The 22,500-nt window shown below is 62.7% G+C and carries 23 protein-coding genes; 8 read left to right on the top strand and 15 right to left on the bottom strand.

Translation table 11 applies throughout. From position 1 onward, the window contains the following. Window positions 1-73: 73 nt before the first annotated feature. Window positions 74-1,255, bottom strand: a complete 1,182-nt coding sequence (gene hmpA / locus EOS_RS09530; RefSeq protein WP_047846377.1) for an NO-inducible flavohemoprotein — start codon at window positions 1,253-1,255, stop codon at window positions 74-76. Window positions 1,256-1,387: 132 nt separating this feature from the next. On the opposite strand from hmpA, the gene norR reads away from it, so the two are divergent. Next, window positions 1,388-2,959 (top strand): nitric oxide reductase transcriptional regulator NorR, encoded by a 1,572-nt coding sequence (gene norR / locus EOS_RS09525; protein ID WP_047846376.1) that lies wholly within the window; start codon window positions 1,388-1,390, stop codon window positions 2,957-2,959. Window positions 2,960-2,965: 6 nt separating this feature from the next. On the opposite strand, the gene EOS_RS09520 is transcribed toward norR, so the two are convergent. The 5 genes from EOS_RS09520 to EOS_RS09500 all read right to left on the bottom strand — a co-directional run bounded on the left by EOS_RS09520 (window position 2,966) and on the right by EOS_RS09500 (window position 6,780). Continuing rightward, on the bottom strand, window positions 2,966-3,391 hold the full coding sequence (locus EOS_RS09520) for a tautomerase family protein (RefSeq protein WP_152693102.1): 426 nt from the start codon (window positions 3,389-3,391) through the stop codon (window positions 2,966-2,968). 88 nt (window positions 3,392-3,479) lie between these two features. Beyond that, a complete protein-coding gene (locus EOS_RS09515; protein ID WP_047846375.1) occupies window positions 3,480-4,226 on the bottom strand; it encodes an amino acid ABC transporter ATP-binding protein in 747 nt (248 codons plus the stop codon). After that, window positions 4,219-5,172, bottom strand: a complete 954-nt coding sequence (locus EOS_RS09510; RefSeq protein WP_047846374.1) for a dihydrodipicolinate synthase family protein — start codon at window positions 5,170-5,172, stop codon at window positions 4,219-4,221. The genes EOS_RS09515 and EOS_RS09510 overlap by 8 nt, the downstream gene beginning before the upstream one ends. Window positions 5,173-5,237: 65 nt before the next feature. Next, a complete protein-coding gene (locus EOS_RS09505) occupies window positions 5,238-5,915 on the bottom strand; it encodes an amino acid ABC transporter permease (protein WP_047846373.1) in 678 nt (225 codons plus the stop codon). 16 nt (window positions 5,916-5,931) lie between these two features. Beyond that, window positions 5,932-6,780 carry a transporter substrate-binding domain-containing protein gene (locus tag EOS_RS09500; protein ID WP_047846372.1) on the bottom strand — a complete coding sequence of 283 codons (849 nt, stop codon included), beginning with the start codon at window positions 6,778-6,780 and terminating at the stop codon, window positions 5,932-5,934. Between the two features lie 304 nt (window positions 6,781-7,084). Between EOS_RS09500 and EOS_RS09495 the strand changes: the two genes are divergently transcribed. The 6 genes from EOS_RS09495 (at window position 7,085) to EOS_RS09470 (ending at window position 11,920) form a co-directional block, all read left to right on the top strand. Further along, window positions 7,085-8,050 (top strand): LysR substrate-binding domain-containing protein, encoded by a 966-nt coding sequence (locus tag EOS_RS09495; RefSeq protein ID WP_053063818.1) that lies wholly within the window; start codon window positions 7,085-7,087, stop codon window positions 8,048-8,050. A 158-nt stretch (window positions 8,051-8,208) separates the two neighbouring features. After that, window positions 8,209-9,417 carry a CaiB/BaiF CoA transferase family protein gene (locus EOS_RS09490; RefSeq protein ID WP_047846371.1) on the top strand — a complete coding sequence of 403 codons (1,209 nt, stop codon included), beginning with the start codon at window positions 8,209-8,211 and terminating at the stop codon, window positions 9,415-9,417. A 71-nt stretch (window positions 9,418-9,488) separates the two neighbouring features. Continuing rightward, window positions 9,489-10,619, top strand: a complete 1,131-nt coding sequence (locus EOS_RS09485) for an acyl-CoA dehydrogenase family protein (protein ID WP_235442755.1) — start codon at window positions 9,489-9,491, stop codon at window positions 10,617-10,619. A gap of 38 nt (window positions 10,620-10,657) precedes the next feature. Beyond that, window positions 10,658-11,110, top strand: a complete 453-nt coding sequence (locus tag EOS_RS09480; protein WP_047846369.1) for a MaoC/PaaZ C-terminal domain-containing protein — start codon at window positions 10,658-10,660, stop codon at window positions 11,108-11,110. Then, the gene (locus EOS_RS09475; RefSeq protein ID WP_047846368.1) at window positions 11,103-11,549 is read left to right on the top strand and encodes a MaoC family dehydratase; all 447 of its coding nucleotides are present in this window, start codon (window positions 11,103-11,105) and stop codon (window positions 11,547-11,549) included. The genes EOS_RS09480 and EOS_RS09475 overlap by 8 nt, the downstream gene beginning before the upstream one ends. Then, a complete protein-coding gene (locus EOS_RS09470; protein ID WP_047846367.1) occupies window positions 11,546-11,920 on the top strand; it encodes a DUF4286 family protein in 375 nt (124 codons plus the stop codon). Before EOS_RS09475 ends, EOS_RS09470 begins: the two co-directional genes overlap by 4 nt. A 12-nt stretch (window positions 11,921-11,932) precedes the next feature. Here the strand turns inward: EOS_RS09470 and EOS_RS09465 are convergent, their stop codons facing one another. The 9 genes from EOS_RS09465 to EOS_RS09425 form a co-directional block, all read right to left on the bottom strand. Further along, window positions 11,933-12,766: an ABC transporter substrate-binding protein gene (locus EOS_RS09465; RefSeq protein WP_063779067.1), complete on the bottom strand. Its 834-nt coding sequence runs from the start codon at window positions 12,764-12,766 to the stop codon at window positions 11,933-11,935. Between the two features lie 46 nt (window positions 12,767-12,812). Further along, window positions 12,813-13,280, bottom strand: coding sequence for a MaoC family dehydratase (locus EOS_RS09460; RefSeq protein WP_047846366.1), 468 nt, complete (start codon window positions 13,278-13,280; stop codon window positions 12,813-12,815). Then, window positions 13,277-14,851 carry an acyl CoA:acetate/3-ketoacid CoA transferase gene (locus tag EOS_RS09455; RefSeq protein WP_047846365.1) on the bottom strand — a complete coding sequence of 525 codons (1,575 nt, stop codon included), beginning with the start codon at window positions 14,849-14,851 and terminating at the stop codon, window positions 13,277-13,279. The genes EOS_RS09460 and EOS_RS09455 overlap by 4 nt, the downstream gene beginning before the upstream one ends. Before the next feature lie 10 nt (window positions 14,852-14,861). Continuing rightward, window positions 14,862-16,013 (bottom strand): acyl-CoA dehydrogenase family protein, encoded by a 1,152-nt coding sequence (locus EOS_RS09450; protein ID WP_047846364.1) that lies wholly within the window; start codon window positions 16,011-16,013, stop codon window positions 14,862-14,864. A 172-nt stretch (window positions 16,014-16,185) separates the two neighbouring features. Next, window positions 16,186-16,950 (bottom strand): GntR family transcriptional regulator, encoded by a 765-nt coding sequence (locus EOS_RS09445; RefSeq protein ID WP_082163282.1) that lies wholly within the window; start codon window positions 16,948-16,950, stop codon window positions 16,186-16,188. A 35-nt stretch (window positions 16,951-16,985) separates the two neighbouring features. Next, a complete protein-coding gene (gene hydA / locus EOS_RS09440; protein ID WP_047846363.1) occupies window positions 16,986-18,440 on the bottom strand; it encodes a dihydropyrimidinase in 1,455 nt (484 codons plus the stop codon). A gap of 23 nt (window positions 18,441-18,463) precedes the next feature. Continuing rightward, window positions 18,464-19,225, bottom strand: a complete 762-nt coding sequence (locus tag EOS_RS09435) for an amino acid ABC transporter permease (protein ID WP_082163281.1) — start codon at window positions 19,223-19,225, stop codon at window positions 18,464-18,466. 64 nt (window positions 19,226-19,289) lie between these two features. Continuing rightward, window positions 19,290-20,132, bottom strand: coding sequence for an ABC transporter substrate-binding protein (locus tag EOS_RS09430; protein WP_047846362.1), 843 nt, complete (start codon window positions 20,130-20,132; stop codon window positions 19,290-19,292). 41 nt (window positions 20,133-20,173) lie between these two features. Further along, window positions 20,174-21,067 carry a dihydrodipicolinate synthase family protein gene (locus EOS_RS09425; RefSeq protein WP_047846361.1) on the bottom strand — a complete coding sequence of 298 codons (894 nt, stop codon included), beginning with the start codon at window positions 21,065-21,067 and terminating at the stop codon, window positions 20,174-20,176. Between the two features lie 156 nt (window positions 21,068-21,223). Between EOS_RS09425 and EOS_RS09420 the strand changes: the two genes are divergently transcribed. Beyond that, window positions 21,224-22,500 (top strand): 2Fe-2S iron-sulfur cluster-binding protein (locus tag EOS_RS09420; protein WP_160312474.1); only part of this gene is annotated, 1,277 nt, incomplete at its 3' end.

The raw sequence follows: 22,500 nt of genomic DNA, 5'->3' as shown, positions 1-22,500 counted from the left end.
GTCCGTCGGCGAATGCCCGCGCACGGCGGCGCGAGCATCGCGGCCCTCCATGAATTAACCTTTTGCCAATCTGTTATTCGAGCGCTGCCGCTGGCCCAAAAAATTCGAAACGCGTCTGCGATTCAGGCACGCCGAGGGCTTTCAAATGACGCTTCACCGCTCTCATGAACGCGATTGGCCCGAGGAAATACGCGTCGACATCGCGCGTTTCCGGCAGCCACTCCGCGAGGCGCGCTTCATCCAGGAAACCGATTCCGTCCGCGGGCGAATCCTCCCCTCGCTCTTCCGCATAACAGTAGAAGTGCTTGATCTGGGGGTGTCGCTTGGCATACGCATTCACCGCGTCCCGAAACGCATGCACCCCGCCGTGCCGCGCCGCGTGAATGAAATGCACGGGGCGCTTCGTATCCGAAGCAGCTTCCAGCATCGCGAGCGTCGGCGTGATGCCGACACCACCGCTGATCAGCACTAGCGGTTTGCTACTGGGTTCGAGCTTGAAATCGCCCGCGGGGGCGAGAAGCTCGATCGCGTCATTCTCGTGAAGATTGGAATGCAGGTGATTCGAAACCTTGCCGTCAGGCTCGCGCTTCACGCTGATCCGGTATTCGCGGCCGTTCGCCGCCGCCGACAGCGAATAGTTGCGGCGCACCTCCTCGCCATCAATGAAAAGCCTGACTCCGATGTACTGCCCCGGCTGGAACGCGAGCAGTTCGCCGCCATCATCGGGGCGCAGATAGAACGACGTGATCTCGTCGCTTTCCCTGACCTTGCGCGCGACGCGGAACAACCTCGTACCGCGCCATCCTCCCGGCGACTGCTCTTTTTCGACATACAGCTTTTCTTCAAGACCCATCAAGAGATCAGCAAGCTGGCCATATGCCGCGGTCCAGGCTTCGATTACGGCATCGGTGGCGATCTCCGCGCCGAGTACTTCGCGAATGGACCGGATCAGGCAGCCGCCGACAATCGGATAATGCTCGGGAAGAATGTTGAGCGCTACGTGCTTGTTGACGATCTGAGAGACGAGGCCTCCAAGTTGCTCAAGCTCGTCGATATGTCGCGCGTACATGAGTACGCCGTTCGCGAGGGCGCGCGGTTGAGCGCCGCTCGCTTGATGCGCCTGGTTGAAGTACGGACGCACTTCGGGATGTTCGCTGATGAGCAAATCGTAAAAGTGCGTGGTCAACGTTTCGCCACCGCTCTCGAGAAGCGGGACGGTAGCTTTGACAATGGCGCGATGTTCAACAGAAAGCATGTGAGATCCTTAAAAGCCAGCAAGACTTCAACAGTTGAGGAGTAGCGTGTACTATCCACGATTCATGCCAGCGCTACATGCCAATTAAATCAAAGGCTTACACGCTTACATGGTCAAATTGACGCAGTCCAAATGACTCTTAAAGAAGTCAAACTGACTCCGAAGTCATTGCTTGATGCGCTGATTCCGCTGGTGCAGGATTTGTCTCGCGAACTGAGCGACCTGGAGCGATATCGTCGCCTTTTGCAAAGCATGCGCACCCTGTTCCCCGCCGATGCAACCGCGCTTTTGCGACTCGAAGGCGAAACGCTGGTGCCGCTCGCTATAGACGGACTGAGCAGCGATACCCTCGGACGGCGTTTTCGGGTTGCCGAGCATCCCCGATTTGCACAGTTGCTGGCGCGACCGACGCCAACCCGCTTCGCCTCGGATTCAAACCTGCCGGATCCCTACGACGGGCTCGTCCAGGGAATTTCGGGGCAACTCGAAGTGCATGATTGCCTAGGTTGTCCACTTCTCATCGGCGGGCGGCCGTGGGGTCTGCTGACCCTCGATGCCCTCGATCCGGCGCGCTTCGACAGCATCGACATGGCGTCACTGGAGGCGTTTCTGAGTCTTGCTGCGGCGACAGTCAGTGTCGCCGAGCGGATTGAATTCCTCGCCCGTATTGGCGAGGAAGAGCGACGGCGCGCGGACGCATACCGTCAGGCCGGCGACCAGAACCACCGCACGATGATCGGCCGCAGCAAGCAGCACAAACGGCTAATGGACGAAATTGCGGTTGTAGCCGGGAGCGATTTGACCGTGCTGATCACCGGCGAGACAGGCGTCGGCAAGGAACTCGTAGCCAATGCGATCCACGCGTCTTCTGCACGGGCAAACAAAGCGCTAATCAGTCTTAACTGCGCGGCGTTGCCTGACACCTTGGTCGAAAGCGAGCTGTTCGGGCATGTACGCGGAGCGTTCTCGGGCGCGGCGTCGGATCGGCGGGGAAAATTCGAGCTGGCCGATGGAGGCACAATTTTCCTCGATGAAGTCGGTGAACTCTCACTCACAGTACAAGCGAAATTACTTCGGGTCCTGCAGAACGGCCAGCTTCAGCGGATCGGATCCGACAGTGAACACAATGTCGATGTCCGCCTGATCGCCGCTACCAATCGCGATCTCGCTGAAGAGGTACGGGCCGGGCGCCTGCGGGCGGATTTTTACCATCGGTTGAGTGTGTACCCGTTGCATGTGCCGCCGTTGCGTGAACGAGGTCGCGACGTGCTGATGCTGGCCGGCAATTTCCTGGAGGAGAATCGCTCGCGCCTGGGACTGTCAAGCCTTCGTCTCGCTTCCGATGCGCAGACTGCGCTGCTCGAGTATGGATGGCCCGGAAACGTGCGTGAACTGGAGCACCTGATCGGACGAAGCTCGTTGAAGGCGCTCTCGGCACATAGCGAGCGCCCACGGATCCTGACGCTGACTGCCAAAGATCTCAGCCTCGACGACGGTAGCCCGGACGAGGCTGTCGAATCGTCAAATGCCACCCTGCCAGAACTCGCGGACAAGGATTTTCGCAGCTCCGTGACATCTTTCGAGCGGACCCTGGTAATCAATACACTAGCTCGCCACAACCAGAACTGGGCATCGGCCGCACGCGCACTGAATATGGATCGAGCGAATCTCAACAGGCTGGCCAAGCGCCTGGGCCTGAAATAGGGACTGTCAAACATCGGTCGCCATCTGGCCGCCATGCGCGACTTCGTCCAAGGTCCGGTCGATGAAATAGATTGCGACTTTGTCGGGCGATGCGTCGTAATAGCACGCGAGCAAGGGAGTAAGCGCCACTGCGAGCGCACGACGCTGGTCGATCGACCGCCCATAAGCATGCACCTTCACAAAGATACGTTGGCGCCGCGGATCATCGCTCGACATGTCTGCTGCCAGCTCGCCCTCGTGCGCATAGGCCTCTTCGTTCAGCGGTATGAAAAAGAGCGTGACGGTAGCCGGAAGGACACTGAACGCCGACACCACCGCTGCGGTCATATCCCTGGCAAGAGCGGAACGCGCATCGCGCAAAGCACGGGTATTGGCTGCGTAGTTATCCTGGCCCAGCCGAAGGTTTCGAGCGAGTATTTCCAGATATGGCATGTGAAGGGCACCATCGGGATACGAGGAGAATGCCGCCGTCGAGTGACGGCGCCAAGGAGTCGGCAAGTGCGCGCATGCATCCACGCGATCAGGTCACTTGCTGCAGGAAAGCCTGCGCGCGTGCGCATCGGGGCCGTGTGAAGAACTCTTCCGGCGGCGCCACTTCAGCGATCTTTCCCGCGTCCATGAAAACGATCCTGTCTGCCACGGTCCGCGCGAAGCCCATTTCATGCGTGACGCAGAGCATCGTCATGCCGTCCCGAGCGAGACTGGTCATCACATCGAGCACTTCCTTGATCATCTCGGGGTCGAGCGCGGACGTGGGTTCGTCGAAGAGCATCAGGCGCGGCTTCATGCACAACGCGCGCGCTATGGCCACGCGCTGTTGCTGTCCGCCCGACAGTTGCCCCGGATACTTGTGCGCGTGCTCCGGAATCCTGACCCGTTCGAGGAAATGCATGGCGAGTTCGGTTGCATCGCGCCTGGAAAGCTTGCGGATCCACATGGGTGCGAGGATCAGGTTGTCCATCACGCTCAGGTGCGGGAACAGGTTGAACTGCTGGAATACCATGCCCACTTCGCTGCGGATCTTCGCGAGGTCCTGCGTACTCGAAGTCAGTTCGATGCCGTCGACTATCACCTGTCCCTGCTGATGTTTCTCGAGCCGATTGACGCAACGGATCAGTGTTGACTTGCCTGAGCCCGAGGGACCGCAGATCACGATGCGTTCGCCGCGCGCCACTTCGAAGTTGATATCGTCCAGTGCGTGGTATGAGCCGTACCACGTATGGACGCCACGGAATTCGAGCATCAGGTCCCGACACGTGTCATTCATGGACGTGCCCCCTTGCATTGCCCGCTGCGCCGTCGACCAGTCCCATCTGGACAAGCGCGTCCCGGATCGCGTCTCGCGTTGCTGCCCCGGCTGGCTCAAAGGGTTCACGCGCCTTCGCGCAATCAATCACGTTCATCATCTGGAGTGCCACCTTGATACGTGCATACATCTCGTTGCGAGGTGCCGCGTAGATCGCTCGCACCAGCGGGAGCATGCGCGCGCTCGCGGTCCGCATGGCCGGCAGGTCGTTGTCCTTGCTCGCTCGCCATAGTTCGACGAGTTGATGTGGCACAAGACTCGCGAGCCCGGAGAGGATGCCGTTGCTGCCTACCGCGAGTTGTGCAAGAAACCAGTCGAAATTCGATGCGAGCACCTGCACTTCGGCGCGCGCACCCTTGATCGCGTGCCAGTTTTCTTCATAGGCGCGCATCGAGTCGCTGCCTTCCTTGATCGCGACGACCGAAGGAACGGCCGCGAGTTCGAGGAGCGTGCTCGTCGAATACCCAAAACCGGAAGCAAGCGGATACTGGAAGATCGCGAGCGGCAGCGAAACGGCCTCACTGATCGCGCGAACGTAAGCCAGGACCATCGCAGTGCTTGCGCCGGAGAACGTCGCGGGCGGGAACAGTGTCAGCAGGTCGGCACCCGCGGCTTCGGCGGATGTCGCCTCGGCAATCGCCTCGCGGGTGGACTGAGCAATAATCCCGGCCACCAGTGTCCGCTGCGGGCCCAGTGTCTCGCGCGTGAAGCGCAGTACGTCGACCCGCTCAGCGGTGCTGAGCGCGCCGCCCTCTCCGGCATGCCCGTTGACGAACACGGCGGAAACGCCGTCGGCTTGTCCGCAATAACGCAGCACGCGTTCATAGCTCGGCCAGTCGATTTGCTGCGCCTCGTTGAAGGGCAGGACGGTTGCGACTACCACGTCGGTAAGGGAACAAGGTTTCATCGAATTGCTTATCCTGATGAGGGCGACCGGATGCGCTGGGTGTCGCGACTCCGGTGCGTCGGGATTCAACGGTTCTGTTCGTGAGCCGCGCCAAAGTGCTTTTCCAGTCGACGCTGAATCAGGCCCCAGCCCGTCGTCATGACGAGGTAGAACACCGCCGCCGCGCCAAACACCTCGAGCACTTCGAACTTCTCCTGCATCAGCATCTGGCTGCGCCGCATGAGCTCTTCCATCGAGATCACAGAGGTAATCGATGTAGATTTCAGCAGCCCGTTGATCGAGTTGCCGAGCGACGGGATCATCAGCCTGAATGCCTGCGGCAGCGTGACCTTCCACATCACGAGCCACTTCGGCAGCCCGAGCGCCTCGGCGGCCTCGTATTGCCCACGTGGCACACCCATGAAACCGCTGCGGATGATCTCCGCGAGATAGGCCGCCTCGTTGAGAACGAGCGCGAGCAGGGATGACTCGACCACGTTCAGGCGCAGTCCGAGTTGCGGCAGCCCGGTGTACACGATCACAAGCTGGATCAGTAGCGGCGTGCCGCGAAAGAACCAGATATAGAACTGCGCCGCGCGGGCCAAGGGCTTGCTGCCCGACATCCGCATCAATGCGACGAGCATACCGAACAGCATCCCGCCGATGACAGTCGCGACCGTCAGCCCGAGCGTGACCGCGACGCCACGCAGCAGGAAGCCGTTGGAGAGATAGCCGAAGAAGTCCTGGAGGTTGAACAGAGTCATCGGATTCGATACCCGCTCACACCGGACCGGTGCCGCGCACCGAGATGTGTCCATCCGGCAGCTTCGTCATGCCGTAGCCGTCGAGCAGCTTCGCATAGCTGCCGTCGGCCCGCATGCCGTCCAGCGCGCGGGCGACCGCTTCAGCCACTGCGCGCTGCCGGAATGCGAGCGTAGTCTGCGTATTGCCCTGTCCGGCCAAAGCCATGCGTGCCTGATTGCGCTTGATGATGGCCGCCGCCGCATAGCTCGGCAAGGCCGCCAGCTCGAGCTGCCCTGCGCGCAGAGCGGCCATCACGTCGCTTGCGGTTGTGAACGCATGTATTTCGATAGGCTTGCCGCCCTCGCTTGCACTTTCCTTCGCCCGCTCGCGCAACCAGCGCTCCTGATAAGAATCCGCTTCAACGCCGATCGAATGAGCGCGCAATGCGCGCACGTCGGCGAGCTGGAGCTTGCTGTCGGGACTGACCACCACGTCGATAGTCGACACCGCGTAGGGCACGGTGTACATCATGCGCGAGCGCTCCTCGGTCCAGAACATGCCTGTATCGATACCGTCGAAGCGGCCTGCTTTCAAGGCCGGGATCATCGCGGGAAAATCCATGCGCATGAAGTCCACCTCGACACACAATCGCTTGGCAAGCTCGTGACCCAGTTCAATGTTCATGCCTTTCAACTGACCGTCACCGTCAACATACTGAAGGGGCGGCAAAGTCGGGTTCGTCGACAACGCAAGGCGGCCTGGACTCACCAGTTGGTCGGCCGGAATCGCGGATGTGCATGCATAGGCAGGACTCGCGACCGGCAGCAAGACCGTGCAGGACGTCAGGACGGTTGCGAACGTCGACCAAAGGCGGCGTGAAAACATGACTTCTCCAGGCTTCGTGGAATAGTGAGCGGCCGAGAGACGTCCGGCCTCGCTAGCGAAACATTAAGGGCGGCCAAGCCAGGCGCGCCAGTGAAAAAAAAGTGTCCGACTATAAGCCGCTGTTATAAGCGCGTCTCTTTTTGCGCCGGACCCGTGCGCCTCAAGGTTCCTGCGGGAATCCGCCCGGCGTTGTCGCACAATGTCGACATAATTTTGGCCACGCCCTGCTTTCAATATGGCGACGTAACATGACAGCCCGCGTGCGCAACGGTGCGCACCGGCCAAAATTCATACGGGAAATTTGATGACCGGGGGTGGTTCCGCGCGCGTATTGATCAACCTGCGCCAGCTTGAAGTGCTTCGCGCCGTGATGCGCTATCGCACCACGACAGGAGCGGCCGAAGAACTAGGCATGTCGCAGCCGGCCGTCAGCAACGCGATTCGTCTCGCGGAAGCAAAGCTCGGTTTCGCGCTGTTCGACCGGATCAGCAACCGCTTGATCCCGACCTCCGAAGCCAAGATGCTGTTCGACGACGCGGAGCCGCTGTTCCTGGTTCACCAGGCGATCCAGCAGAAAGCCTGGGACCTGCGCACGGGGCGCGCGGGCGTGATCCGCGTGTTCGCCACGGCCGAACTCTCGGAATGGCTCGTACCGAAGATTCTTGCCCGGTTTGCCGTCGACCATCCGCGCGTGAAGATCCATCTGGAGACGATGCGCATGGATGCCATGCTCGAAAGTCTCGATTCCGGCATGGCGGACGTCGGCTTGTCGATGATGCCGCCGTCGCGCCCCGGGCTCGTCAACGAGTTGCTTGCCGAATTCCAGGTCATGTGCGCGGCGCCGCCCGGAGACGCCATTCAGGCGCTCGACGTGGTCACCCCTGCCGACCTGCGCGGCAGAAGGCTGATCGGGGCTCCGGCGCGCAGTCCGCTGGGCTTGATCGTCGAGCGTGCATTTGAAGCGGCGGGTGACCTGTTCGTTCCCGACATCGAAGTGCGCTTCTCAAATGTGGCGTGCCGGCTCGTCAGCGAAGGGCTGGGTGTCGCGGTAGTCGACGAGTTCTCGGCGCTGTCCGAACCTGCAAACACGCTCGTGGTCCGGCCCTTCAGTCCGCGCCTGCCGATCACGCTGTGTGCGCTGCTGCCAAAGGACCGTCCGCGCCAGCGGCTCACGCAGAGCTTCGTCATGCAAGCTCGCGAGGTCGTCAACGCGCATCGTGCAGCAACCGCCGTAAGCGCCGTGCGCCATCGCACGAGGGAAACGTCGTAGCGTTCATGACCGGGGCTTATAGTCACCGGCACGCATTTAATAGTCCGGCACGATCGGCGAGCAGCTTCCGGTTGTTATTCTGAAGTCAATTCCAGGCGTCGCGAAAAGCCCTTCAATCAAGAGCCCAAACGCAAAGCCTCTAATTGTCCGGAATGGTCATGCTCAAACTTCTCGATGGTGTCCGTGTCATCAGCTTCAACCATTTCCATGCGGGCCCGATGGCCGCCCAGATGTTGGCGGACCTCGGCGCCGACGTCATCGCGGTAGAGCCGCTCGACGGCGCTTTTCATCGCAACTGGGCGATTGCCGATCACTTCGTCGGTACCCAGAGCGTGAATCTGCTCACCACGGGACGCAACAAACGCAGCCTTGCCGTCAACATGAAAAGCCCTGAAGGCCAGGCGCTGACGCAACGGCTGGTGCGCGATGCCGACGTCGTGATGGAGAACTTCCGGCCCGGCGCCATGACGCGCCTCGGCCTGGGCTACGAACAGGTGCGCGCCGCCAATCCCCGTATCGTCTACGCCAGCGCAAGCGGCTATGGCGGTTCCGGCCCCTATGCGGCGAAGCCGGGGCAGGACCTGCTGATACAAGCGCTCTCAGGGCTTGCCGCCCGCACCGGCCGCGCCGACGGCCCACCGACGCCAGTCGGCCCGGTGGTAGTGGACCAGCACGCGGCCGCCCTCTGCGTGATGAGTATCCTTGCCGCGCTGTTCAATCGCGAACGCACAGGGACCGGGCGGCTTGTGGAGGTGAGTCTGTTGCAGGCCGCAATCGATCTGCAAACCGAATCCCTCACGGCATGGCTCAACGGGGCGCGTAGTGTTTCGCCACGCGGGCCGGACGGGATGGCAAGCTGGTTCAGTCCGGGCGCCTACGGCATCCACGCAACGGCGGACGGCTACCTCGCCATCGCCATCGCGACACCCCGGGCGCTCGCACGGGCGCTGGAGCTCCCGGCACTCGATGCGTATGCGGATAACACGTCGTTCAGCCATCGCGAGGAGATCAACGGTCTCGTTTCGCGGCGACTGCGCGAGCAGAGCACCGCCGAGTGGCTCAGGCACTTGCGCGATCACGACGTGTGGCACGCGCCGGTGCAGGACTACGAAGACCTGCTCGAGGATCCTCAACTCAGGCACCTCGAGTCGTTCAAGACGGTCGAAGGCGCCGACGGCAAGCCCGTCACCCTCGTCATGCACCCGGCTCGCTACGATGGCGAAGCTCCCGGCCTCTCGCTCGTGCCACAACCGCTGGGCGCACAAACAGCCGAGATCCTCGCTGAACTCGGATATGCGGACAGTGAGATCCAGGCGCTCGCGGATGCTGGCGTGGTGCTCGCTCCTCACGCAGCGTCCGCGCCGTAAGCGCGCCTCTTATCGCCTGGTCTCGACAACAAACAACCATGATCGATTTCTCCATTCCGTCAGAAAGCCGCTTGCTGGCCGACACCGTCCGCAAGTTCGTGACCCAGGAAGTCCAGCCGCTCGAAGCCGAAACCGAGACGACCGGCATGATTCCTGCCGACAAGCTGCGCATCGTTCGCGACAAGGCGCAGTCGCTAGGGCTCTTCGCCATGAACATGCCGGAGTCGGTCGGCGGCGGCGGCCTCTCCAACGTCGACATGTGCCTTGCGGAAGAGGAACTGGGCAAGACCTCCGACGCCCTGATCCGGCGCATCTTCGGCCAGGTCTATCCCATGCTGATGGCCTGCGAAGGTTCCCAGCGCGACGCCTACCTGCTGCCAACCGTGCGCGGCGAGAAAGTCTGCGCCATGGCGATCACGGAACCCGGCGCGGGTTCGGACGCCGCCTCCATTTCCACCGCAGCGCGTCTCGACGGTGACGAATGGGTGCTCGACGGCCGCAAGCACTTCATCAGCGACGGCGACATCGCCGACTACGTGATCGTGATGGCGCTCACGGATAAGGAGAAGCGCGCCAGGGGCGGCATCACGCTGTTCCTCGTCGACAAGGGCACGCGCGGTTTTCACGTGACAGGCAAGCAGCCGATGATGGGCCACCGCGGCTATGGGCACGCCGAACTCGTGTTCGAGAACTGCCGCATTCCTCGCGACAACGTTCTGGGCGAGGTCGGCGGGGGATTTCGCCTCATCATGGAAAGCGTTGCATCGATCCGTCTTGCGCACATCGGCGCGCGTGCCTGCGGAATGGCGCAGCGGGTGCTCGAACTGATGCGCAACCACGCGGCGGAGCGCAAGCAATTCGGCCAGCCGATCGGTGAATTCCAGATGGTCCAGCAGATGATCGCCGACTCCGCCACCGAGATCTTCGCCACTCGCATGATGGTGCTCAACACGGCATGGGAGCTGGATCAGGGCAACGACGTGCGCGACAAGGTTTCGATGGTCAAGCTCTATGCGTCCGAGATGATCGGCCGGGTTGCCGATCGTGGCATCCAGGTCTTCGGCGGCATGGGTTTCACGAAGGAAATGCCACTTGAACGGATCTACCGCGACAGTCGCGTGACGCGCATCTACGACGGTACCTCCGAGATCCACCGCATGCTCATTGCCCGCAGCGTGATCAAGCGTGGCCTCACGCTGTAACGTTGGAACTCCAGTTCCCCCTTCTCCCGGCACATCCGATGCAAACCGAAACCACACTGCAGCCTGGCGCTACCCTGTCGTTCCGAAAGACCATGACCGTTGCCGAGCAGGCGCTGTTCACCGGCATCAGCGGCAACCTCGCTCCGATGCACGTCGACGCGCGTGCCGCACGCGCCGCGGGCTTCGACAACATGCTCAGCTTCGAACTTGCGGTAGCGTCGCTCGCCACCTCGTGCCTGAACCGGATCGCCGGACCGTCGTGGCGCATCGGTGCGCTCGACCTGACGTTCGATGCGCCCGTCACGGTGGGCAGCACGATCGAGGCGGCCGTTCGCGTGCTCGATGCAAACGCACAGTCAAGCCGCCTCGAAGTGACATGCAAGATCGACGGCGAGGCTTGCGTCATCCGTGGCCATGCCACGCTCGTGCCGCTCATTGCGCCGCTCATTGCACCGGCGAGCATCTCGCGCGAGGAGCCGGGCCATGTATGACATCAAGCCGTTCGACAGCCTGTCTGTCGGCGACGAAGTGAGCATTTGCAAGACCATCACCGAAGCCGACGGCGCGCTTTATATCGCGGCCACGGGCGACTTCGGACCGGTGCATATCGATGAAGGCTACGCAAGCGGGACGCGCTTCGGACAGCGGCTCGCGCCGGGCATTCTCGTGGCCGGCATCTGCACGAGCGTGTTGACAGCGGAACTCGCCGGCACACTGGGCGTGTCGATCGAGGACCGGTTCTGGTTCACCGGCCCCGTGTTCTATGGCGATACCCTGCGCTTTCGTGTCTGGATTGCCGCGCTGGACGCCGGCACCCGCACGGCCGTCTGGCAAGCAAGCGCTGCGAACGAAGCGGGTAAGGAAGTGCTGAAGGCCGAGGCGACATTGAAGTTTCCCCGCGTGAAGCCTGCTGCGGTAGCCGCATCATGACGCAATTTCGGGCCGGCCGCCTTCCCGCCAATACACAGGGGCCGTACATTCATATTGTCAGGATCGACGTAGCGCCCGAGTTCGACGCAGCCTTCAACCGCTGGTACGACGAAGTCCACCTGCCCGCCATTCTCGCGTGTCCGGGCTGGCTGTCGGGAAGGCGCTACGTCGCGATCGACGACGGCCCGCGCTACGCGGCCGTCTATACCATCGCCGGCGACTGGGTGTACGACACCCCCGAGTTCCAGGCCGTCAAAGGCTTCATGGAGTTCAAGCCGCACGTGAGCAATTTCGCACGCTTGCGACTTGCTCCACTCTCGCCCCACTCTGAGGCGGATTCGCCCGCAGCAACGCAAGCCAGCTTTCCCTGACGCGCCAACCGTCTACTGCGGACCCGGGCCACGAATTCCGAAGCTCGCCGTCTTGAGCGGCGTCATGTGGAACTTCGTGAAGAGCTTGTCATAGGTACCGTCTGCCTTGAGTTCGGTCAACGCCTGCGCGGCTGCCTCGGCTAAGGCCTTGTCGCGAAAGGCGAACGTGATGTCGGTGCCGTCCAGCCCATGCAACCAGATCTTCACGATGCCGCGATCGGCCAGCGAGGTCGCCGTCTCGTCGATATTGATACCCGCTTCCAGTTGATGGGCGCGCAACGCCGCCGACGTGTCCGTCACCGTCGTGAAAGTACGGAAGTCCATGCTCTTCATGCCCTGCGCCTTCAACTGCTCATTGATCTCGCGAGCCTTACGCTCCTGGTAGGTCGCGATCTCGACGCCAACCACATGCCCAGCGAGATCGGAGAATTTTGTCGGCTTGAGCGGGCTGTCCGGCAACGTGTACACGCTCAGCGCCTGCTGTGCATACGGCACCATGTACAACATCTTCGAACGCTCCTCGGTCCAGAAAAGGCCCGTGTTGATGGCGTCGAACTGGCCGGTGCGCAGACCGGGAATCATCGGCGGCATGTCCATGCGCACGAAGACGGGTTCAAGACACAGCTTGCGTGCAATCGCGCGGCCGAGTTCGACGTTCAACCCCTGGATCTCACCCTTGTCGTCCACGTATTGCTGTGGCGGCAGGGTTGGATTGATGGACATCTGGAACTTGCCTGCCGCGACAAGATGCGAGGCAGATAGCGCCGGGGTGCACGTCTGGGCAAATACGGGCTGGGTCAGCAAGGCGCTCAACACCGCGCCGCACAGCATGAACTGCTTGATCATGAGATGAGTCCTTTGAAGTCGAAAGTAAGGGGAAACGCTGCACGCTTCAGTCACTGCCCGCCGGACCGCGGGTGAGCACGAGCGCCGCGTGCTGCGCCTGGATGACGATCTCGCCGCGCTGGTTCACGAGCCGTACGTCCTCGGTCAGCACGCCACGGCCGGCGCGCGAACTCAGTCGCTTGCCTGTCACGCGAAACACGACATGCACGACATCACCTGCGAGCAGCGGCAAGATGAACCTGACCTGATCCCAGCCGAGCGAAGCGATGGATGTGTTCTCGTAAAGCTTGAGCGAGGTCTTGAGCCCTTCCATGAGCGCGAGTCCGTAGAGGCCGTGCGCGATGAGTCCGGGAAAACCGCGGCTTTGCGCATAGGCCGCGTCGGTGTGAAGCGGATGGAAATCTTCCGTGAGCTCGCAGAAGGCCCGGATGTCGGCCGGGGTGACGGGGCGCGTCGCGCTCTTCCTGTCCTCATCCAGTACGACGTCTTCGTAGTAGAGGCCGGTCGTGTTCATGACGTGGCCCCAGCGCGCGGCACGAGCGTGTCGCGCAGGTTCATCGGGCCTGCGCGGAAGATGCGCGGGTCCATCAATGTGAGCGAGTCGCTCACGCGCACGGCGAAGCCAACCCGGTCGAGCACGTCTTCCTTGAGACGCACGCCCGGCGCGATTTCGGTGAGCACGAGGCCGTCGTGCTCGAGATGAAAGACTGCCCGGTCCGTGACGAACGACACTTCCTGTCCGCGCTCGCGGGCGAGGTCGGCCGAAAAGCTCACCTGCTCAACCTGTGGCATGAACTTGTCGAAGGCGCCGTCGCGGCGAATCTGGAGTTCGCCGTCACGCACGTCGATGTCGAGCGCGCCGCCTGTCAGCGAGCCGCTGAACACAAGGCGTTTCGAATTCTGCGTGATGTTGATGAAGCCACCCGAGCCGTCATAGCGCTCGCCAAAACGCGTCACGTTGACGTTGCCTTGCGCATCGACCTGCGCGAACGAGAGGAACGCGCAGGTGAGGCCGCCGCCGTCGTAGAAGTCGAACTGGTACGCCTGGTCGAGTATCGCGCGCGGATTCACCGCCGTGCCGAATTCACGGGTGTGGCCCGGCACGCCGCCGATCACACCCGACTCCACCGTCAGCGTCATCAGGTCCTCGATACCCTCCTCCGCCGCGACGTTGGGGATCATCGCGGAAACGCCGACGCCGAGGTTGACGACGTCGTTAAGCCGCAACTCGAACGCTGCCCGCCGCGCGATGACGCGCCGCACCGTCAGTGGATCGGGCACGATGCGCGATTTCGGCAACCGCGTCTCGCCGCTGCGAGCCGGATCGTATTGCGTGGTATAGGTCTGCATCTGATCCGGCTCGACCACGAAGTAGTCGATCAGGAAGCCGGGAATCTTGATCATGTGCGGATTCACGCTGCCGCGCTGTACGATGCGCTTCACCTGGCAAATCACTATGCCGCCTGCGTTGTGCACCGCCTGCGCGATCGAGAGGTCTTCCCGCGCAGTCGCCTCGTGCTCCATGCTGACGTAACCGTCCTCGTCGGCGGAGGTGCCGCGGATGATCGCCACATTCGGCTCGCCGGGCGCACGATAGAAGAGGCACTCGCGCCCCGCAAGGTGCAACAGTTCCACCATCGGTTCGGTCGTGCGCTCGTTCATGCGACCGCCGTCCTGACGAGGATCGACGTAGGTTCGCAAGCCCACGTGCGTAACGAGGCCGGGCTGACGCCCCGCCATCGCGCGGCATAGTTGCGTCATGACGCCCTGCGGGAAGTTGTATGCCTCGATCCTGTTCCCTCGAATCAGCTTCATGAACGGAACCTGCATGCCGTAGTTGCCGCCGATCACGCGGCGCACCATCTCCGGATAGGCGAGCCGGCAAAGACCCTTTTCGTGTACGGCGCCTACCCCTGTCACGTGAAAGAGCGTCAGGTCATGCGGGCCGGCGCCGGCAAGAAAGCGTCTCTCAATTGCTTCCAGCACGGCTTCGGGCACGCCCGAGCCGCCGTTGCCCCCAACCATCAGCATGTCGCGATCGCGAATCAGCGCCGCCGCCTCGCTTGCCGTGATGCACTTGATCATGGCCGCCTCCTCAGGACAGTTCTTTCTCGATCTGGCGCGCGATGATCAGCCGCTGGATCTGATTCGTACCTTCGAAGATCTGCGCAAGACGCACGTCGCGAAACAGGCGCTCTATGCGGTATTCGCGCGAATAGCCATTGCCGCCGTGGATCTGCAGCGCGTTCGAGACATGGCGCATCGCCATGTCGGTGGTGAACAGCTTGGCGTGCGCTGCTTCCTTCGCGATGGAGCGGCCCGCGTCGTGCACGCGCGCGGCGTGGTGGATCAACAGGCGTGACGCCGCGATATCCGTCGACATGTCGGCGAGCATGAACTGGATCGCCTGGAACGAGCTGATCGGCGCGCCGAACTGGCGGCGGGTGCCGGCGTAGGCGGCGGCATCCTCGAAGGCTGCCTGCGCGATTCCAAGCGCCATCGACGACATCAGGAGGCGGCTGAAATTGAAATTGGCCATGGCCATCTTGAACGCCTGGTGCTCCACGCCGACCAGCGCATCGTGCCCGAGCTTCACGTTGTCGAAAGCGATCTGGCAGTCTTCCAGACCGTGCATGCCCAGCAGTTCCTCGGACTTGCCGCGCGTGACGCCGGCGAGCATTGCATCGACGATAAAGCAGCTGATCGCATGGCGATCGCCCCGGCCGTCGGGCGAAGGCGTGCGCGCGAACACGAAAATCCAGTCGGCGACACCGCCGAGCGTCACCCACGCCTTGGTGCCGTTGAGCACGTAACCGTCCGCGGTACGGAGTGCGGACGTCGTGATGCTCGCGACATCCGAGCCGTGGTCCGGCTCCGACACGGCGGTGGCCGCAATCGCGCTGCCGTCGAGCAGGGCCGGGATGCGACTGCGTTGCGCAACGCTGCCGTGCTGATGGAGAAAGAGCGTGGCTTCGACCGGAATGGCAAACGCATTGCCGACGCTTCCCGAGCACCGCGCAAGCTCTTCCATGACGATGCAGACAGCGACCGTGTCGAGTCCGGCGCCGCCGCCGGCTTCCTCGAGGCTGATACCGAAGAGGCCGAGTTCGGCCATGCGTCGATAGAGCGTGCGATCGAACCGGTCCTCTCGATCGATTGCCGCGGCGCGTTTGAGTACTTCGCGCTCGGCGAACCGGCGGGCGGTATCGCGCAGGGAAATCTGTTCTTCAGTGAAAAAATTGTGCATGGGTCTCGTCGGTCTGGATGCGCGCCGGGTTGTTCTGGCGAGCTTCCGAGACAGTATCGACGAGCTAATATTGGTGTCTATCCGGATCGGGGTGGTTAGTATTCGCGGGACTTATAGCGTGCGGCGTGGCGTAAATTTACGCTCGCAAAGAAGCCTGGAGAGCCCTGATCGGCTAGCCGGTTATAGCCTTGATGACGTCGTCCTGCAGTCCGCGAATGTGATTGATCATCGCGTTGCGCGCCTCGACCACGTCGCGCGACTTGAGTGCCGCGAGAATCGCGAGATGCTCGACATGGTTTTCCTGCTGCCGGTGCAAATGGCTCGTCACGCGAAACAGGCGTGCGTTAAGCCGCATCATGACGATCATCTGCACGAGCACCGCGTTGCCCGAAGCCTCCGCGATGGTCCGGTGCAGCAGGTCGTCGAATTCGCGATGCTCGACCTCGGTATGCACGCCCACTTCGAGCGCATGAACCTGCACCTCGAGCGCCTCGATCGAGGCGATTGACAAACGCTGGATACCGAGGTCGATGGCTTGCGCTTCAAGTGTCTCGCGCACCCGCATGCTTTCGAAGAACTCGCGCGCCGACACTGTCCTGACAGAGAAACTGCGGGCGTCGGCGCGCACCAGCAGGCCCTCGCCGGTCAACCGGATCAGCGCCTCGCGAACCGGCGTGCGCGACATGTCGAGCTGGTCGGCAACCCGATGTTCATTAAGCAGCGCGCCTGCCTCGAGCTCGCGATCGAGGATCATTTCGCGCAGACGCCGGTAAGCGCGCTCGCCGAGGCTTACAACGCGCGTGTCCGACAACCCGTCGTCAGCCGGGACCCGGGCAGGCGCCTCGTCCTGGCTTGCCGCGGCAGGGGTTTTCAGCTTCCGTTTTCCAGCGGTTTTCTTCGCGCGAGTTTCGGTGACGTTCTTCGATACCTTGGTCATGGTCAGGCGGGGGTTCCGTGTTCACTCGGTCCGTATCAGAAAGTGGCCGGCCCGATTTTGAACTGCGATGTTACAACGCCGGGCCGCTCGCACCGCAGGAACCTGCCGTGCCCCGCGCGGCCGCGAAACGCTCCCTCGGACCAGACCGTTACGCCCCGGCTCATGGTGACCGAAGGCCAGGCGCGAACTTCGTGGCCCTCGTAGGGTGTGTAGTCGGCAGCGTGATGCAGGTCGGCGTTACGGATCGTGCGGGCGACGCCGGTGTCCCAGATCACGAGGTCGGCGTCGCTGCCGATCGCGATTGTTCCCTTTCGCGGATAGAGGCCGTAGAGTTTGGCGGCGTTTGTCGAAGTGAGTTGCACGAAGCGATTGATGTCGATCCGGCCGCCCAGCACGCCCTCGGAGAACAGCAGCGGCATGCGCGTCTCGATGCCGGGAATACCGTTGGGCACCTGGTGAAAACTGCTGCCGGGGCCATGCAGCATCTTGCCGTCCGGGCCGTCGTAATTAAACGGCGCGTGATCCGACGACACGATCGTGAACATCCCGTTCTGCAGCCCGGTCCACACGGCCTGCTGGTTGGCCTTGTCGCGTGGCGGCGGACTGCAGATGCATTTCGCGCCCGCGAAACCGTCGAGAGCCAGATCCTCTTCACTCAGGAACAGATACTGCGGACACGTCTCGGCGAAGACCGGGAGTCCTCGCCCGCGCGCCCAGTGAATCTGCTCGATTGCCTCCCGGCCGGACACGTGCACGATCAGGATCGGCACTTCAGCGAGTTCGGACAACGCGATCGCCCGATGTGTCGCCTCGCGCTCGACGAGCATCGGCCGCGACGCGCCGTGGTATTTCGGCGCGCTCAGGCCGGCGGCAAGCAGACGCTCGGTCAGCCAGCCGATGCAATCGCTGTTCTCCGCATGAATCATCGTCATGGCGCCGTGGATGCGGGCGCACGCCAGCACGTCGATGATCTGGCGGTCGTCGAGTTTCATGTCGTCGTAGGTCATATAGACCTTGATCGACGTGTAGCCCTCGGCGATCAGCTTCGGCAACTCTTCGCTCACCACTGCATGCGAAGGATCGGACACGATCAGGTGGAACGCATAGTCGATGGCAGCCTTGTCCGCCGCGCGCATGTGATAGTCCTCGACCGCCGCCCGCACACCATGGCCCTTGAACTGCAACGCGAACGGGATCACGGTCGTGGTGCCGCCGCAGGCCGCCGAACGAGTGCCGGTTTCGAAATCGTCCGCCATCTTCGAGCCGTCGGATGTCGGCTGGTCGAGATGGACATGCCCATCCACGCCACCGGGTGTCACGAAGCGTCCACGCGCGTCGATGGTCTCGCGGCCGTCGGCCAGGCCGTTGCCGAGGGCAACGATTGCGCCGTCGAGAATACCAATGTCCGCGGTGAAGAGATCGGCTGCGGTCGCGATGCGCGCATCGCGCACGACGGTATCGAAGGGCTGATCGCGATTACTTGAATTCATGGGTGTCTCGCTGGTTCGCTGGTTCAGTGAGGCTGCGTGGCGGGCGAAGCGGCGCGCCGCCGCGCACCCCGGTTGAGCCACCGTTCCCGCCAGTTAGCGGGAGCCGCGCCATGCGCTACGTAGCCACGTCCGTAGTGCGCTTCGATCCTGCGTTGGAAAAAGTCCCACACGGTTGTGATCAACAGGTAATAAAGCGCGGCGACAACAAACAGTTCGAGCACCATGAAGCGCTCCTGAATCAATTCCTGAGTGCGTCGCAACAGTTCTTCCATCGAGATCACGGACGTGATCGAGGTAGTCTTGAGCAAGCTGTTCACGCTGTTGCCGAGCGCCGGAATAATCAGACGCATGGCCTGTGGGAACACAATCTGGTGCATCGTCTGGAATGCATTGAGGCCGAGGGCCTTCGCCGCATTGGTCTGGCCGCGCGGCACCGAGGCGATGCCACCACGGATGATCTCCGACAGATAGGCCGCCTCGTTCAGGATCAGTCCAGCGAGCGCTGCCTCCACCACCGGCAGGCGCACGCCGACCTGCGGCAATCCGGTGTAGATAATGATCAGTTGCACGAGCAGCGGCGTGCCCCGGAAGACCCAGACGTAAAACGCAGCCGGCGCCGACAGCCACTTGGCTCCGGACAGACGGGCCAAGGTCAGCAGCGTACCCAGGAAAAGACCACCCGCGATTGCTGCAAGCGTCAGCCAGATCGTCTGGAAGGCGCCGCCGATCAAGTACGGGCTGACCAGATAAGCGGCGAACCCGTCCCAGTTCCATCCTTGATTCATTACACGCTCCTGGTGGCCTTTTCACGGCCCGGGCACGTCACCGGCACGCGCCCGGAACCCGCCCTTACTTCGGCTGCGCGATGGCGATCGTCCCGTCAAACGGCTTCATGCCGTACTTCGCGAAGAGCTTCTGATAGCTGCCGTCGGCTTGCATCTCGTCAAGCACCTTCGCGATCGCGCCGGCAAGTTCCGGACTCTTCGCGGCAAGCGCGACCGGCGTGGGATGCAGGCCCGACACGACGCGTGCAAAGCCGCCGCGCTTCTGGTATTCGCCGGCCACGGCATCGATGGAAACAACCGCATCGAGTTGTCCCGAGGCAAGCGCCTGATAGGCGATCGAGAACGTGTCGAAGGTCCGCAGCGTGAACGGCTTGAGACCTCGCGCCTCCATGTCCTTGATCATCGCGCGTGCCTGCGCTTCCTCGAAGCCGCCCAGTTCGACGCCTACCGTGTGGCCCGCGAGATCATCGGTCTTCGTGACCTTCAGCGGATTGGCTATTGGCGTCGAGAGGCTGATCGCCTGATTTTCGTAGGGAATCATCTGCATGATCTTCGTGCGTGCGTCGGTCACGAAGATGCCGGTATTGATCACATCCCAGCGGCCGCCCTGCAACCCCGGCACCATCGCGTCGAAGTCGATCTTCACGTATTCCGGTGTGAGACACAGGCGCTTTGCGATCTCCTCGCCAAGTTCAATGCGCATGCCCTTCAACTGCCCCGAACCGTCGACGTACTGAAGCGGCGGCAGGGTCGGGTTGGTAGACATGATCAGCGTGCCTTGCTTGATGAGCGCGCTCGCGGGAACCGCTGCGCTGCAGCCGGCATTGGCCGCGCTGGCAGCGAAGCTCGCGGCGAGCGCAACGGTGCCGGGAATCAGGGCACGGCGAAAGATCGAACGAATGGACATGGGGTACTCCGGTAGGCGATTGAGGTCGAGAAGTCAGGAAGTCAGGAAAGCGTGTTAAGCAAATCGAGTGCGGCAAGGTCACGGCGCAAGGCCTCGCGATCCGCGCCGGGCAATGGCAGACGCGGCGCGCGCGGCTCACCGGTGGGCAGGCCCATCATCGCGAGGCCTGCCTTGCTTGCCGAAACATAACGATGACCGCCGACCCAGCGCACGATCGGCAGCATCTTCTTGTACAGCGCGAGCCCCGCGTCGAGATCGCGCTGCACAGCGGTGCACTCGTAAAGCTCGGCCGACCATTTCGGAATCAGGTTCGAGCACACCGCGACCCACCCCTGTGCGCCGACACACATCGACTCGTAGCCAAGAATGCCCGCGAAGACCGTCATGCGATCGCCGCACAATTCGACGATGTCCCGCACACGCGTCACTTCGAGCGTCGACTCCTTGATGTAGCTGACGTTGTCGATGTGCGAGAGGCGTGCGACGAATTCGGGCTTGAGGTCGACGTTGGCCGTGGCCGGATTGTTGTAGACCATGATCGGCAGATCGATCGACTCTGCGATGCGCCGGTAATGTTCGAACAGTTCGTCCTCGGTCGGCGTGCTGTAGAACGGCGGAATCACCATCACGCCGTCGGCGCCGAGTTCCTGTGCCTCGCGCGAGCGCGCCACGGCGTCGTCGGTCCATTCCATCCCGGTGCCGAGCAGCACCGGCACACGGCCCGCGGCTGCGGCAATGACCGTCTGCGCCACTTCGATCCGCTCCGCATCCTTCAGCGACAGAAATTCACCCGTGCTGCCCAGAGGGATCAGCCCATGAATACCCTGCTCGATTTGCCAGTCCACCAGCTTCCGTAACGCGCGGGTATCGACGTGCTTGCCGTCGTCGGTGAACGGCGTGATCAGGACGGTATAAGTGCCTCGGAATGTTTTCATCGTGCTCGGTCAAAGTCCCGTTTTTTGAACGCTTTGTTTATGCATATCGTTCGTATATCATTTGTATACAAATTTTATACGTCAAGTGTTTTCAAATTTCCGGACCCCATGCAGGGCCTCCAACCCGGCTTCTAATCCGATCAAGGAACGATGTTCATGCGCCTGGAAAGCTCCACGATCGTCCCCACCGAGAGGACCGTTGCGTTCGACTACGACGGCGAACGCGTGAGCGCACTCGAAGGCGAAACGATCGCGGCAGCCCTCGCCGCCGCCGGCCGCGCCGGCCGTGATATATACCGCCACACCCGCACAGGCAACCGGCGCGGTCTCTATTGCGGCATGGGCAGCTGTTACGAGTGCCTGGTCAGCGTGGACGGCCGGCAGGGCCAGCGTGCATGCATGACGAAGGTGGCGGACGGGATGTCCGTATTCGCGCAAGACAGCGAACACGCACGGGCGAGCGGCCTGACGCCGCTCGCAAGCGAACCGGTGGCTGCCGCGCCGCGCGAGATCGTGATCGACCTGCTGGTCGTCGGCGCAGGACCCGCCGGACTGGCCGCCGCATGCGCTGCCCGCTCGCGCGGCGCCTCGGTGATAGTGATCGACGATCGCTCAATGGCCGGCGGCCAGTTCTTCAAGCAGATCGCGCCGAGCCATCGCTGCGAACGCCAGCCGGACCGGCAATTCGAGCAAGGCGCGGCATTGATTCGCCGTGTCCGTTCGATGGGCGTCGCGATCGTACCGGACGCCATGGTGTGGGGTGTGTTCGGCCCCCATGAGATCGGCGTGATCGCCACAGGCGAGGCGTTGCTGTACCGGCCCCGGCAACTGATGCTGACGCCCGGCGCCTATGAATACACGGCGCCCTTTCCCAGCTGGACGCTGCCGGGCGTGACGACGACGGGCGGCGCGCAAACCCTGGCGCGCGCCTACCGTGTCGCGCCCGGCGAGCGGATCGTCATTGCAGGCAACGGGCCGCTGAACCTGCAACTCGCGGTGGAGTTGCAGGCAGGCGGGGTGAACGTCGTGGCCGTGCTCGAGAGCGCGCCGCGCCCGGGCCTGGCTCAGTGGCGCCCGGTGCTCAGTGCATTGCGCGAGGCGCCCGGGCTGATCGCCGATGGGCTCGCCTATCTCGCCAAGCTGCGCGCCGCGCGCGTGCCGGTGCTCTGGGATGCGCGCGTGATCGCGGCCGAAGGTCACCCTCGCGTCGAACGCATCACGTACGTCCGGGGGAGCGGCACGGCGACACTCGACTGCGACACGCTCTGCGTGGGCTATGGTTTCGCGCCGGCCACCGACATCGCTCGCGCGCTCGGTTGCGATCACTCGTTCGTTGATCGCAACGTCGGTTACCTCACGACCGACATCGATGCGGATGGGCGCACGAGCGTCCCAGGCGTACTCGCGGCGGGCGACGGCACGCGCATTGGCGG

The sequence above is a fragment of the Caballeronia mineralivorans PML1(12) genome (assembly GCF_001028175.1).
Classification (GTDB): domain Bacteria; phylum Pseudomonadota; class Gammaproteobacteria; order Burkholderiales; family Burkholderiaceae; genus Caballeronia; species Caballeronia mineralivorans.
This window is presented reverse-complemented; position numbering and strand designations above follow the sequence as displayed.